12 protein-coding genes and 1 pseudogene are annotated in these 14,176 nt (G+C 59.5%); 5 read left to right on the top strand and 8 right to left on the bottom strand.

What is annotated here, in order from left to right:
• Positions 1-602: 602 nt before the first annotated feature.
• The 7 genes and pseudogenes from repC to A3C3_RS0102620 form a co-directional block, all read right to left on the bottom strand.
• The gene (repC, locus tag A3C3_RS0102650; RefSeq protein ID WP_022713071.1) at positions 603-1,865 is read right to left on the bottom strand and encodes a plasmid replication protein RepC; all 1,263 of its coding nucleotides are present in this window, start codon (positions 1,863-1,865) and stop codon (positions 603-605) included.
• 149 nt (positions 1,866-2,014) lie between these two features.
• On the bottom strand, positions 2,015-3,055 hold the full coding sequence (gene repB, locus A3C3_RS0102645; RefSeq protein WP_022713070.1) for a plasmid partitioning protein RepB: 1,041 nt from the start codon (positions 3,053-3,055) through the stop codon (positions 2,015-2,017).
• A gap of 51 nt (positions 3,056-3,106) precedes the next feature.
• Positions 3,107-4,321 (bottom strand): plasmid partitioning protein RepA, encoded by a 1,215-nt coding sequence (gene repA, locus A3C3_RS0102640; protein WP_022713069.1) that lies wholly within the window; start codon positions 4,319-4,321, stop codon positions 3,107-3,109.
• 297 nt (positions 4,322-4,618) lie between these two features.
• Positions 4,619-4,824, bottom strand: a pseudogene (locus A3C3_RS48400) (integrase); the annotation flags it as partial.
• A 147-nt stretch (positions 4,825-4,971) separates the two neighbouring features.
• Entirely contained in the window at positions 4,972-5,358 is a 387-nt protein-coding gene (locus A3C3_RS0102630) for a type II toxin-antitoxin system VapC family toxin (RefSeq protein ID WP_022713067.1), read from the bottom strand.
• Positions 5,358-5,615 carry a type II toxin-antitoxin system VapB family antitoxin gene (locus A3C3_RS0102625; RefSeq protein ID WP_022713066.1) on the bottom strand — a complete coding sequence of 86 codons (258 nt, stop codon included), beginning with the start codon at positions 5,613-5,615 and terminating at the stop codon, positions 5,358-5,360. Before A3C3_RS0102625 ends, A3C3_RS0102630 begins: the two co-directional genes overlap by 1 nt.
• A gap of 358 nt (positions 5,616-5,973) precedes the next feature.
• Positions 5,974-6,540 (bottom strand): TetR/AcrR family transcriptional regulator, encoded by a 567-nt coding sequence (locus A3C3_RS0102620; RefSeq protein ID WP_051154427.1) that lies wholly within the window; start codon positions 6,538-6,540, stop codon positions 5,974-5,976.
• Positions 6,541-6,852: 312 nt separating this feature from the next.
• Between A3C3_RS0102620 and A3C3_RS0102615 the strand changes: the two genes are divergently transcribed.
• Genes A3C3_RS0102615 through A3C3_RS0102605 form a run of 3 tightly spaced genes read left to right on the top strand, consistent with a single transcriptional unit; the run spans position 6,853 to position 10,600 of the window.
• On the top strand, positions 6,853-7,329 hold the full coding sequence (locus A3C3_RS0102615) for a (2Fe-2S)-binding protein (protein ID WP_022713064.1): 477 nt from the start codon (positions 6,853-6,855) through the stop codon (positions 7,327-7,329).
• On the top strand, positions 7,326-8,309 hold the full coding sequence (locus tag A3C3_RS0102610) for an FAD binding domain-containing protein (protein WP_022713063.1): 984 nt from the start codon (positions 7,326-7,328) through the stop codon (positions 8,307-8,309). The genes A3C3_RS0102615 and A3C3_RS0102610 overlap by 4 nt, the downstream gene beginning before the upstream one ends.
• Positions 8,306-10,600: a xanthine dehydrogenase family protein molybdopterin-binding subunit gene (locus A3C3_RS0102605; protein WP_022713062.1), complete on the top strand. Its 2,295-nt coding sequence runs from the start codon at positions 8,306-8,308 to the stop codon at positions 10,598-10,600. The genes A3C3_RS0102610 and A3C3_RS0102605 overlap by 4 nt, the downstream gene beginning before the upstream one ends.
• A gap of 86 nt (positions 10,601-10,686) precedes the next feature.
• Here the strand turns inward: A3C3_RS0102605 and A3C3_RS0102600 are convergent, their stop codons facing one another.
• Positions 10,687-11,148: a helix-turn-helix domain-containing protein gene (locus A3C3_RS0102600; protein ID WP_022713061.1), complete on the bottom strand. Its 462-nt coding sequence runs from the start codon at positions 11,146-11,148 to the stop codon at positions 10,687-10,689.
• Positions 11,149-11,463: 315 nt separating this feature from the next.
• On the opposite strand from A3C3_RS0102600, the gene A3C3_RS0102590 reads away from it, so the two are divergent.
• Together A3C3_RS0102590 and A3C3_RS0102585 are read left to right on the top strand one after the other, a co-directional pair.
• Positions 11,464-12,666, top strand: coding sequence for an MFS transporter (locus tag A3C3_RS0102590; protein WP_022713059.1), 1,203 nt, complete (start codon positions 11,464-11,466; stop codon positions 12,664-12,666).
• Positions 12,667-12,820: 154 nt separating this feature from the next.
• Positions 12,821-14,176 (top strand): LLM class flavin-dependent oxidoreductase, encoded by a 1,356-nt coding sequence (locus A3C3_RS0102585; RefSeq protein WP_022713058.1) that lies wholly within the window; start codon positions 12,821-12,823, stop codon positions 14,174-14,176.

Genomic DNA, 14,176 nt, shown 5'->3' with positions numbered 1-14,176 from the left:
GCGGGACGACATGCTTTCCTTGACCATACGGCCCCGTTTAGGTACCATAGCAGCATGATTTCCGGGGGATCAGATCAAGTTTAGCCGATCTCTAACAGTTTGTTATCACAGACTATTCAACATCTAACGGAAACAATCACGACATTTCGTTCGGTCACTACGGCTCCTGTTTCAGGCCTCGTTATGCCTTGATTTCTCGCGATCGAACGAGTGATGCGCTTCCTCTGTTTCTCCACCCCTGCCGGGCCCCCGAATTTTGATGCTATCGCAACTCCATCAGCTTGCCTCAGGGTGTTTAAGGGCGCACCAGCGGCTCGGTTGATCGGCCCGGCCGCGTCCAGGAGGCGGGAACACTCTGCCTATCGCAGACCGAGGAAGCAGCATGGTTGGGTCTGAAGTATTGATTGCAGCGCCTGGCTGATCAGCACGCCGGCGGGTAATGTCCTACGAGGTTTTGATCGGTTCGGCCGGGCCGTAACCCGCAGCGTTGGGCGTGCCGGCAAACGAGGAAGAGCCGAACGAACGGGGATGCGGCGTCGGCCGATGAACGTTGCGGGGCTGTCGTTTTGGGGCCGGTCAGGTGTGAGTTTACTGCGGTAAACTCAGTGATGGGCGTCATGACGTTCCTGTGTCCTTGCGAGCGCTCTTAACATCGATCCGATCGCAAACTCTCCGCGTTGGGCACGCCGCGTGAGGTCGCGCAAATAACCGCCGGCTGAATTGATCGTCCCCGACCGTTCGAAAATGCAGGCGAGCACGGCTGAGGCAGCTTGCGGACCCATGATCCTGCAGGCGTCCCTGTATGCTGAGGGACTGATATGAAGCATTGAACTGACGATAGCGCCTGCGGCAATAAGGTCCTGCCAGGTTCGGACAGTTCCGGCAGGTCCATAGCTACGCACTTCCGGGCATGCCTGCAGGACGAGGGAGAGCGGAAATATCGTGGATACGGTGTTGGTTCTTGCCTGAGGTTGAGGGAGTTGAGTACCGCTGTCGTTTGCCGGATCGATCATTGGCGAGTTTACTGCAGTCAACTCAGGGATCGGAGTTCTAACCGGGGCTTCAGAATCAAGAAGAGATTCGGATTCTGTTATCTGTATGTGCCGCTCATTTTGTGAGTCATTGGCGCTCAGATTGTCCGTTTTAATTTGTATTTCCAGTCGCTTGACGATTTCATCGCGCAATGCCTCGAGGAGATCCAAGGTGGACGCAACCGCATGGGCACCAGCTGCGCGCGGCAATTGGTTCAGGATGTCGTGAAAGCGTTCGTTCACCGCTTGCCAATCTCCGGGAAGCTCTTCACCGATCGCTGCGTGGACAAGCTTTGAGATGTCGCGGCGGGTGAGCGTGAGACGTTCCTTGAGCGTTTGGATGTAGAGGCGGTCGGCAGAGACTTTCGCGGCCAGGTGTTCGATTTCGCCGGCGCGCGCAAGCAAAGGGGCGAGTGAGAAGCCAAAAGCTTCGTGGATCTCGCCATTGCGGCTCTTGCGAGCATAGCGCTTTCCGTTGGGGCTGTCCTTGCGGATCACGAGACCGGCAGCGACGAGGACGGCCATATGGCGCCGGATCGTTTGCTCGGCCATGCCATGGCAGCGAAGCGAGAGCTGCGTGTTGGAGGGAAAGACGACAAGACTGTCGTCTGCAGCAAGCTCACCTTTTGGGTAGAAGCTCAAAAGCGCGTTCAATACCGTGAGCGCTCTGTCGGATATATCGAGCAGAGGCTTGGCTTCGCAAAGCGCGCGATAGATTTTCCATTTATCGATTGAGGCGCCTGGCTCAATTTTTTGGCTGGTGACCTGACTTGCGAGCATGCCAAGTGTCATCGGCCGCCGCCCAAAAGGCGTCGTCACACTTCCGCTTTCCATTTTCTTTGCCTTCTTCAAGGCAAAAGATATCAGCTCACCGAAAATAGGTGCCGGAGACTCTTGACTATGTTGTGCGGAAATGTGATTCTCTGGGTGTCTAGATCAGAGAGGGCTTCCGCTACGGCAACGTTCGGGGGCCTTTTCTTTTGCTATTGATCTCCGTTCTTTCCTGTCGTCCTGCTATCTTCAAACGCCTCGTAGAGACGATCGAGATTATCCGCGATATAGGTGCCGAAGGCTGACGCCTTCCCTGCCCTCAGCGCGATGGTGAATTGCTTCCCGTCATCCTTAATCTTCGCCTTGACGTCCCTGCGCTGCCACTGGGTCACGGCCGAAGACGGCGTTGTGGTCTGGACGGCTGATGCCGGCTTCTTGCTGAGGAAAGCGGCAAGCATGTCGAACCGGGCCTCCGGCTCGGCAGCTTCGAAGGCTGGCGTTTCGATAAACAGCATCGCCCGCTCGGCGGCGTTGTCTTCTTCGAACTTCGCCGAAAGGTCATGCCAACGGTCGCGGCCGGTTGCGCGCGCTGCGCCAATTGCCGACAGAATCTCGGCCGGAATGCGCCGGGTGACGGACAGCATCTTGGAGATGGTCGTCTTGTCAGCGTTGAGCGCTGACATGATTGTCTCCCGATCGAAGCCGAGCTTGTCGAGTTTGTCGGCAAACATCGTCCGTTCGATGAAGGAGAGATCCGCGCGTGCGGAGTTTTCCTGTCCCTGGGCGATCACATGATCGCGGTCGGCAAGCTTCTTGACGACGGCGCGAACCGGCCGGCCAAGTTCCTTGGCAGCGCGCGCGCGGCGGTGGCCGAAGGCGATCTGGAACTTTCCATCCTTTTCAGGATGCGGGCGGACAAGAATGGGAGAATCCTGTCCTCGCAGGCGGATGGCTTCCACCAATTCCTGAAACTGCTCGTCGTTGTGCCCGAGGCGATCGCTGACGAAGGAATCTTCAATGAGTGCGGTGTCGAGATCAATCACGGTTTCGCCATGGGCGAGCTTTTCTTCGATCTCGCGCGCAGCGTCGGCCCTTGCGGCAAGGGCATCGATACTGCGGGTAACGGCGCCGAGGGCGCCAATTCCCTTGAAGTTGATCTGCTGCTTATCGGGGTCGTTTACGGGCTCGCTGTTTACGGCGGTAAACTTCTTGGAATCGTCCATCAGGCCCGAGAGGATATTCTTACGTGCCATTCTTTCTCCTCCTGGCGGTTGAACGGTTGGTCGCGGTCAATCGGTGCGCCGTCATCTGCGCCCCCATGCCTTATGGATGAGCTCGGCGATTTCGCCATTTACGGCGCTCATGGCCTCCATGGCGCGGTCATAGGTCGCGCGGGTAAACTGATTGCGCTCCACCTCGTAGAGGGTCTGGTTTGTCATGGCAGCATCCGAAATCGCCACGCTTCGCAACATGGGATTTGTGAGCACGTGATTGCGGAACATCGAGCGCATGAAGGCGACCATCTGCGTCTGTGGTCCATCCTGCGGGTCGTAGCGTGTCACGAGATAGCGCAACCAGTCGAGATTCATGTTGCCGCCGGCGCCTTTCAGCGTGTTCAGCACCTCGCCCAGCATCTGCAGGAACTGGCACATGGACATCACGTCGAGCATTTGCGGATGAACGGTGATGAGCACGGCGGTTGCGCTGCAGATGGCGCTCATCGTCAGGAAGCCGAGCTGGGGAGGGCAGTCGATGACGACGACATCATAGTCGTCGGCGACGGAAGACAGCGCCTCGTCAAGGCGGGCAAAGAAGATGCGGCCGTAGTCGCTCGCTTTGCCCTGGGCAAGCACGCGCGGCGTATCATGCTCGAATTCCATCAATTCGAGATTGCCTGGAACCAGGTCGAGATTGGGAAAATTGGTCTTGCGAATGATCTCCCTCAGCGGTCGCCGCTCGTCGTCGTAACGGATTGCCGCATAAAGCGTCTCGTTTTCGTCGACGTCGAATTCGGGCTGGAAGCCGTGGATCGCCGAAAGCGAGGCCTGCGGGTCAAGGTCGACGGCAAGAACGCGGTGGCCAGTCAGCGCCAGATGCTGGGCGAGATGGGCAGCACTCGTGGTTTTGCCGCTGCCGCCCTTGAAATTCACGACGGCGATGACCTGCAGGTGTTCATTGCCCGTGCGGTGGGGGACGTAACGCGTGCTGCCTCGGGCATTCTGATCCAAGAACAGGCGCATTTCATCCATCTGCCTGGCGGTATAGGATCTGCGCCCGGATGGCGTCACCTGCGGCAGAGGCCCCTTGCCCTCCAGCGAGAGATTGCGAAGATAGCCGCTCGTGACGCCAAGGAAGCGCGCCACCTCGGCAAGCTGGAATTCGCGCAGGCTTTTCATCGCACGGGGCGGAAACATTTCCAGGCGATGCTGCTTCAATTTGTCGGACAGTTCCTGTGCCTGGCCGATGATCAGCTGATCGACATCAGAAATTGCTTTACCAATTGTAGGTGCCATATTCATGGAAATCTCGAAAATGCGATTTTAACGCCGTGAGGCCAATGAAACCGCATTTAGCGCCGATTCTCATTTTCTTGCAAGGCCGCTGGCTTAACAGGCGGTTAAGCACCTTCTAAACGGGCTTTTTCGCGGAGTACTTAGCCGCGTCACAGAAGTATGGCTTGCAGAAATGAACCCCTTTTTAGCTTCCGTAATGAACTGGAAGCAAATCATATCAGCGCATTAGCTGGAAAGCGCCAAGGTCTGCACCCGCCGAATCGGGTACGCGAGCAGATAAGGTGGCTGTCTTTCGATTTCAATTAACCAGCCGAGCCCGTCCTCGGTCTGGTCGCGCGCGAGGTTGAGCCCGATGATTTCAAAGCGCGCAGGCTCCGGCAAACCGACGAGGGGCATGGCGCGGTCGCGCAAGCCCCGCAGCGATCCAGCGTCTCCAGCATGGCGACCAGGTCTTCCGGAAGAATGGCTTCCTCCTGCCGGGGCGTGGAAGAGTGGCGGTTGCGGTTTCCAGTCGGCGGCACAGGCGCGTCGCGTATTGGCAGAGTTCGCCGCCTCGACGTAGCCGCGGGCACGATCGGTGGCATCCTGCAATGCGCGGGTAGGGCGGGGGGACGATGTTAGGCAGTCGTTATCGGAAGCAGCGTCGCCAGCCATCATTATGCCGCCTCGATATCGGTGCGCGAAAGGCCCTCGCCGATGAAGAGAAGCGGTTCGTCCGCACGCTTTGCCAAAGCGTAGGAAAAACAATCGGCAAAATTCAATGCCGCCGGATGGCGGCCCTTGCCGTAAGTAAGCCAGGCCTGTGTCGCCAGATCCACCAGATCGGCGTCGACCGGAACGATGTCGGCCTCTATTCTGGTGAGCCACAGATCGATCTCGGCAAGTGCGTGTTCGCCGCGCCGGCTGACCAAAACCATACGCGCCTCAAGAACACATGTGGCGGGGACCAAGCGAATAGGGTTGGCAACGACCGTTCTCTCGAGCGCTGCGGCCTCTGGCTCACTGCGCAGGATCGCGACAATTGCAGAGGTATCGATCACCATCAGTTCGGAATTCCATGCTCATCGTAGCCGATGATTTCTTCATCGCTTCGGCTGTCGAGTTCGGGCAATCGCGACACTCGCCCACGAATCGCCTGCATCTCGGCGAGCAGGCGCTCCTGCGCCACATCGCCGTATCCCATGCGATGTAGACGCTCCGTCAAAGCCTGATGAATGGCTGCGGTCTTGCTGATACCTTGCCGCCGCGCAAGCTCGTCAACAAGAGCGACTGTGGCGGGGTTTTTGATATTGAGCGACATGACAGCTCCGACATTTCTACCTTTTTAAGCATTTCTACCCTAAATTTCGATCGCTGTCAAAACTCCGATCGATCCGGCAGGCGGTGCGGTTTGTGGCGCATCAGGGACATAAACTGCTCTCCCGGTGGAATGGATTTCAGCAGCGAGGAGCAATCTACTATATATTGCGGGGGCCGCGGCCGCGCTCTTTGCGAGCCCCGCTATGAGCCTGCCATGACCAAAATCGCGGCTTAACTTCCTGTCGATCCTACAGGCCGGTCATCAGGACTATGTCTTGAACGATGAGGCAATGAGTTGGGTGCGAGCGCAGCGTGCCGAGCGAGCCATCTTGGCAAAGCTCAAGAACAACGCCCCTCGCCTAATCGGCCGGCCCCATTTTTACCCCCCATTTAAGTCCATCCATCAACAGGCGGATCAGCCTGCGCGAGCGTTCCCGCCATTCCGGCGAGTCGGGCATCGAATAGATGCTCGAAAGCGCATGCAAGAGGTCGGTGCTCTCCACGTCGCTGCGGATCATGCCCATTGCGGCAGCGTTGTCCATCAAGTGTCGAAGAGCCCCGGAGATGATGCCGGCGCTTTCGGCAAAGAGCTCGGAGTTGCAATTCAGCAAAATGCGCAGGCTTTGTGCCATACCGCGCTTGGCGGCAATGTAGTTGACGAAACGGTGCATCCATTCTTCAAGGGCCTGGTCCGCCGGATGCGTTGCCGCCAGATCGCTCGCGGCAGTCGCCAAATTCTGCAGCTCCCGCCGATAGACAACTTCGACCAGATGTTCGCGCGTCGGAAAGTGCCGGTAGAGCGTACCGATACCGACGCCGGCACGCCGGGCGACCTCCTCCAGCGAACCTTCGACGCCATCATCGGCGAAGACGTCGGCGGCAACAGCAATGAGTTTGTCGCGGTTGCGCAACGCATCGGCACGCATGCGCCTTTCGGGTTTCGTCTCGCTTCCGGCTATTGCCTTTCCGGTCAAAAGCCTCTCCTGCGGATGGGGGCTTGACGCTGCCGCGCAAGCCGCTAGTTTAATCGGAGGCGCCTCCGTTTAACTTGAGGGCCTTGCACCTGTTATCGCAGAAAGAGGCGGAATGTCATGTCTCAATTGCGCAGGCGCCACGAGGTGAAAGCAAATCCCGCAGAGACCGAAACCAGATTTTAGCTGGCGCAGGCGCTTTGCAATTCAAGACCCGGCTATTTTCAATGACGGCGCAAAATTCCTCCGTCGAGGCAGGAGAACACCATGACCCGGACAATCAACCTCAGGCTTGATATCAACGGTGCACCGCACGCGCTTGCTGTCGATCCACGCGTGACGCTGCTCGATGCATTGCGTGAACATCTGGCGCTGACCGGCACGAAGAAAGGCTGCGACCACGGGCAGTGCGGCGCTTGCACCGTCCATATCGACGGCAGGCGCGTGCTTGCCTGTCTCACGCTTGCGGCCCAGGCCGAGGGGCGGCAAGTCACGACAATCGAAGGCCTCGCTGCGGCAGACGGCACCCTTCATCCGGTTCAGGCGGCGTTTCTTGAGCATGATGCTTTCCAGTGCGGCTATTGCACGCCGGGCCAGATCATGTCGGCAGTTGCTTGCATTCGCGAGGGTCATACGGGCTCCGATAGCGAGATCCGTGAATATATGTCCGGCAATCTCTGTCGGTGCGGGGCCCATAACAGCATCGTAGCGGCGGTGCGCGAAGCTGCGGAGACGGCGCGATGAAAGAGTTTTCCTATTTGCGCGCATCGTCGGCCGATCAAGCCAGAGAGGCAGCCGCCCGGCAAGGCGCGATGGTCATTGCAGGCGGCACCACCCTGCTCGATCTTGCCAAATGCGGCATTGCCGCGCCGGAAACGGTCGTCGATATCACATTTCTTTCCGGGCTGGACGCAATCTCGTCGACCGAGACAGGCGTTACGATCGGCGCGCTCGCCAAGATGAGCGAGGTGGCCGAGCATCGGGTCATAAGAGAAGCGTTCCCCGCGATCTCGCAATCGCTGTCGCTGGCGGCATCCGCCCAGCTTCGCAACATGGCGACAATTGGTGGCAACCTCCTGCAGCGCACCCGCTGTGCGTATTTCCGCGACCCGGCAGTCTTTAAAGCCTGCAACAAGCGCGAGCCGGGTTCGGGATGTTCGGCGATCGGCGGAATGACCCGCAACCACGCCGTGCTCGGCACCAGCGAGCACTGCATCGCGGTCAATCCGGGCGATCTCGCGGTGGCGCTCGTCGCGTTCGACGCGGTGATCCATCTGGGCGTGCGGCAGATTGCGGTCGACGACTTCTTTCTGGCTCCGGGCAACACGCCGCAACTGGAGCATGAAATTGAACGCGGTGAACTCATCACCGCCATTTTCATCCCCGCCTCGCAAGCAGCCCGAAGATCGATTTATCTCAAGGTCCGCGACCGGCAATCCTACGAATTTGCTACCGCCAGCGCTGCTGTCGGCCTCGAGCTGGAAGAGGATGGCAAAACGATCCGCGACCTTCGTGTTGCGCTGGGAGGCGTTGCGACAAAACCGTGGCGCGCCCGCGCGGTCGAACGCGCCTTGATCGGCAAGACCGTCGAAGCCGCGGCGATCGCAAAAGCAAGCGTGCTTGCCATTGAGGGCGCCATCGACCATGGCGCCAACCGGTACAAGATCGACCTGGCGCCACGTGTCGTTGCTCGCGCCATACAAAGATTGGGAGGTCTGGCATGACCGTCATGGAACCGAAAATCAAACGCGGTGATGCAGCAGATGGCGTGCTTGGAGGTCGCCTGTCGCGCTTGGATGGACCGGCAAAGATCACCGGCAAGGCAAACTACGCGCTCGAAAATCAAATCGACGGCGTCGTTCACGGCGTGATGGTCCAGAGCACGATTGCGGCAGGCACAATCAGCTCGATGGACATCTCTGCAGCTGAGGCATCGCCTGGCGTGCTGCTCGTGCTGACCCCGGACAACATCATGGAGCTGAAATCGGCAACCACCTGGGCCGGCACGCCCGGTCCTGAAGGTCCTTATCTCGCGCTGACCAACGAGATTACCTTCAGTGGGCAGCATGTTGCAGCCGTGTTCGCCGAAACGCTCGAACAGGCGACCGCTGCCGCGGCGTTGATCAAGGTGAGCTACGACGAGAAGCAGGCCATCTTCGGCTTCGATGATCCACGGGCCGGGGAGGGTATTGCGGTCGAGCAAATGACGATTGAGTGGGGTAAGGCCGAACAGGCGCTGGCTGAAGCTCCTGTTCGGATCGAAGCTGAATATAAGACACCGCGTGAATATAACGTGCCGATCGAACCCCACGGGCTGATCGCCAAATGGGACGGCGATGTGCTGACGCTTTGGGAACCGAGCCAATGGGTGGATGGCATGGCGCGAAGCTATGCCGAGTGGTTCGAATTGCCCTTCGAGAATGTGCGGATCATCTCGCCCTATATCGGCGGCGGTTTCGGTTCCAAGGCACTCTCGCTGCCGCATGCAGCACTTGCGATCATGGCCGCAAGGAAGCTCGACCGTCCCGTCAAGGTCGCGGTCACCCGTGCGCAGACATTCACTGCCTTCGGCGGCCGCCCTGCCACCCGTCAAACGCTGGCGCTCGGCGCAACGAAGGAAGGAAAGCTGCTTTCGATCGTCCAGCGCGGTGCCAATGAAACGGCGATGACGGGTGTGGCCGTCGAGCCGCTCGGTGCCGTCACCTCGATCATGTATGACGTGCCGAACTTCAGCTCGAGGCAAAACATCGTGCCTGTGCATACGGTTCTGCCCGGCGCGCTTCGTGCTCCCGGCGAAAATCCCAGTGCATGGGGCCTGGAGTCGGCAATCGATGAACTCGCCTATGCCGTCGGCATCGACCCCGTCGAGATCCGTTTGCTGAACTATGCCGAGCAAGACCCGCATGCCAAGATCCCTTGGTCGACGCGACAACTGCGCGAAGCCTTTGCCGTGGGTGGCGAGGCCTTCGGCTGGTCGAAGCGCTCGCCAAAGCCGCGTTCCATGCGGGACGACAACGCGCTGATCGGCTGGGGTGTGGCGGCCGGCACCTATCCGGTGCGCCGCACGCCCGGTGAGGCACTTGTGCGAATCCTTGCGGATGGTACGGCGGAGATTGCAAGCAGCGGCATCGACATGGGCCAGGGCACCTATACCATCATGGCCCAGACCGCCGCTGAAATCCTTGGCATCCCCGTCGAGCAGATCCGCGTCAAGCTCGGCGACTCGGCCTTGCCGAGGGCGCCCGTCGCGGGCGGCTCGCAGCTTGCAAACCTGATGACGGGTGCTGTCCATAAGGCCGCCCTTGCCGCGCGCGACGAGTTGATCGGGCTTGCTCTCAACGATGCCAATTCGCCGTTGCGGGACGCGCAGGCCAATACGCTCACGATCTCTGAAGGCCGGATCTTGCCGCCGAGGGGAGAAGGTGATGGCGTTGCGATTGCAGACTTCATGCGGCAGATCGGCCGTGAGAAGGTCGAGACGCTGCGTGACACGCTGCCGGAAGACAAGCGGGATGGAAAAGACCGCTACGACAACTTTACGACGATGATGACAATGAAGGCGCCGACTGAAGGCGGCTATTCGCTCCATAGCTGGTGTGCGCATTTCGTCGAGGTTCGCGTCGATGAAGATTTCGGCACGGTCCGCGTCTCGCGCATGGTTTCCGCGCTCGATTCGGGAAGGCTCTACAACCCGAAGCTCGCCGAAAGCCAGTGGCGCGGCGGCATTATCATGGGCATTGGCCAGGCGTTGCTGGAGGAAGGTATTGTCGACGAACGATATGCCCGCGTGATCAACAACAATCTGGCCGACTACCTCGTGCCGACCAATTCGGACGTGCCCGACCTTCAGGTGATTTCCGTCGGCATCCCCGATTACCGTGCCTCGGTGCTCGGCGGCAAGGCTGTCGGCGAATTGCCGATCGTCGGGGTGGCACCTGCGATCGCCAACGCCGTCTTTCACGCGACCGGCAAGCGCATCCGTTCGTTGCCGATCACGCTGGAAAAGCTCATCTAGGCTGCGTGCGATGAATCAAGAACGCTCCCACAGTTCCGGCAAGACCGGGCAGGGAGCGTTGCGGTTCTCCCGGCAGCGGGTTTTCCTCAAGCGTCGAGCGCAGCGCTCGTCTCAGAGTTTGCCGGTTCGACAGTCATATCCCGGCGCTCGCCGGCCTGAGCCATCGCCTTGACGAGGGAAAGGATCTTTTCACGCACGGTCGGGTCGGTGATCTTCAAGAAAGCGCGATTAAGCGCCAGCCCCTCCTTCGAACGCAGGAATTCTCCGACCGGGTCGAAAGTTTCGGAGGGCTCCAGTCCGTCGAGGCTCAGCGGCTCAGCGGTGTCCTGCTGGAAGAAGAAGCTCGGCGGTACGGCAAGGACTTCGGCAATCTTTTGCAGCCGGCTTGCGCCAATGCGGTTCATGCCCTTCTCGTATTTCTGCACCTGCTGAAAGGTAACGCCGATCTGGTCGGCCAGCCGCTCCTGGCTAAACCCCAACAGCAGTCTACGCATCCTCACGCGCGAGCCCACGTAGATGTCTATTGCATTAGGAGCTTTTGCGTTCATTTTTGGGTTCCATGGACTGTGTTGACGGGGCGCCCTTTCGAGGCGGGATTTCGGGCAGAATGATAGTGTATGAGCACATAGGAAAATTCAATTGGTACTTTCTTGTGGCGGAATCATTCGTGCAGCAATACAGGCGTTCCAGCGAAATTAAAGCATCAGCGTACCAAACTTGGGAAAACTGGGCTGTAACTGACGCGCAAGTTGCGGTAGATGCTCTGCTTGCGGCGCCGGAGCTTCCCCAAGGCTCCAGTCGCCGGATTCATCTGATGAATAAGTGATCGGCGGCACGCGCAGCGGTCCGCAGGAGACATGCCTATGGCCGTATTGAGCGAGACTTCCCCCCGTTTCGAGAAGACGACGATGTCCATCCTCGTGGCTGTCAGCTTCTGCCATATGCTGAACGACATCATGCAGTCGCTGCTTTCCTCGCTTTATCCGCTATTCAAGGCAAACTACGATCTCGATTTCGTCCAGATCGGACTTCTGACGATGACGTTCCAGGTCACGGCTTCCCTGTTGCAGCCCTTTGTGGGGATCGTCACAGACCGCTGGCCAATGCCTTATTCTCTGCCGGTCGGCATGGCCAGCACCTTTTGCGGCCTGATCCTGCTCGGCAACGCCGCAAGTTTCGAAATGCTGCTGGTGGCTGCGAGCCTCATTGGTTTTGGTTCGGCCGTCTTTCACCCGGAATCCTCGCGCGTTGCGCGTCTTGCCTCCGGCGGCCGTCACGGCTTTGCGCAATCCTTCTTCCAGGTCGGCGGCAATGCCGGCCAGGCCATTGGGCCGCTGATTGCCGCCTTCGTCGTACTGCCGCTCGGCCAGCACAGCGTCTCCTGGCTCTCCGCCATCGCGATGATCGGCATCGTCGTGCTCGGCTGGGTCGGCAACTGGTTCATGAGTCACCGCCGGCAGAATGCCGGAAAGCCTGCGGTGAGCCGTGCGCTGCCCTTGCCGCAGAACAAGGTGATCATTGCGCTCATCATTCTCGTCTTGCTGACGGCGACGAAGAACGTCTACATGGCGAGCGTGTCAAGCTACTTCACATTCTACGTCATCGACAGGTTCCAGCTCGATGTGCAGCAGGCCCAACTGATGTTGTTCCTCTTCCTCGGTTCGGTCGCCGTCGGCACCTTCCTCGGCGGGCCGATCGGCGATCGCTTCGGTTCCCGTTTCGTAATCTGGTTCTCGATCCTTGGGGTTATTCCCTTCGCATTGCTACTGCCTTATGCAAACCTCTTCTGGACCGGCATCCTCAGTGTCGTCATCGGCCTTGTCTTTGCCTCTGCGTTCTCGGCGATCGTCGTCTTCGCGCAGGAACTGGTGCCCGGTCGCGTCGGCCTGATCGCCGGCGTCTTCTTTGGCTTCGCCTTCGGGGCGGGGGGACTGGGTGCTGCCTTCCTCGGCGATTTCGCCGACAGTCACGGCATTGAGTTCGTCTATCGGATCTGCTCGTATTTGCCGCTGCTTGGCCTGCTCACGGTCTTTCTGCCGCGCATCCCGAGGCACAAGGCCATCTGACCCGGCCCCCGAACTCGACCGCAATGCTTTTCCCGCTCCGGTTGAAAGGCCTAGAGATTTAATTTCCCGGATCGAACCGTAATAGAATACTATTTCTATGGATTATAGTTATTGTTGCTAGGCTTTGCGGATCGCCATTGCCGAGGAATGCAACATGACCGACACTCGCCGAGAGCTCAAGCTTGGAGCCTTTCTCTATCCGACCGGCCACCATGTCGCCGCCTGGCGCCATCCCGATGCGCAAGCCGATGCCGGCTCCAACTTCGCCCATTATGTCGCGCTTGCGCAGGCTGCCGAAGCTGCAAAATTCGATCTCATCTTCATGGCGGATGGTGTCGGTACCCGCGGCACGGACATCGAAGCGCTGAGCCGCACCGCCATCCGCTACGTCGCGCAGTTCGAACCGATCACCCTTCTTTCGGCACTTTCCGCCGTAACCAGCAATATCGGTTTTGTGGCAACCGCCTCCACGTCCTACAACGAGCCTTATCATATCGCCCGCAAATTTGCCTCCCTCGATCACATCAGCGGCGGTCGGGCGGGCTGGAACCTCGTTACTTCGTCGAGCGAACATGAGGCCCATAATTTCGGCCGCGACGAGCACTATGCCCATGCAGAACGCTACGAACGCGCCGAGGAATTCGCCGACGTGGTTCGCGGCCTTTGGGATACCTGGGAGGAAGATGCCTTCCCTCGCGACAAGGAAAGCGGCATCTATTTCGACCCCGACAAGCAGCATATCCTCAATCACAAGGGCAAGTATTTCAAAGTCCGCGGGCCGCTGAACGTTGCCCGTGCGCCGCAGGGACATCCGGTGCTGGTTCAGGCAGGCTCTTCCGAGCCCGGCAAGGAACTTGCCGCCCGCACCGCGGACGTGGTCTTCACCGCCCACCAGACGACCGAGGATGCGCGCGCCTTCTATGCGGACCTCAAGGGCAGGCTCGCAAAATACGGCCGCGACCGCGACGATCTGAAAGTCATGCCCGGCATCTTCCCAGTCGTCGGGCGAACCGAGCAGGAGGCGCAGGACAAGTTTCAACAGATCCAGGACCTCATCCACCCGGCCGTCGGGCTGTCGATGCTCGCGGGCATGGCAGGCCCGATCGATCTGTCGCAATATCCGCTGGACGGCCCAGTGCCGGAGCTTCCCGAAACCAATAGCAGCAAGAGCCGCCAGAAATTGCTGCTCGATCTTGCGCGCCGCGAGAACCTGACCATCCGCGACCTTTATCTGCGCATCGCCGGCGCCCGCGGTCATTACCAGGTCGTCGGAACACCGGTGCAGATTGCCGACAAGATGGAGGAGTGGTTCACGACGGGTGCTGCCGACGGCTTCAACATCATGCCGCCGCATCTGCCGGTCGGCCTTTACGATTTCATCGAGCATGTCCTGCCGGAGCTTCGCCGCCGCGGCCTTTTCCGCAGCGACTACGAAGGCCGGACGCTTCGTGAAAATCTCGGGCTCGGGGTGCCGCGCCATCCGGCCCGTGCTCAGATCGCTGCCGAATAG

The organism is Rhizobium mongolense USDA 1844 (assembly GCF_000419765.1).
Lineage (GTDB): Bacteria > Pseudomonadota > Alphaproteobacteria > Rhizobiales > Rhizobiaceae > Rhizobium > Rhizobium mongolense.
This window is presented reverse-complemented; position numbering and strand designations above follow the sequence as displayed.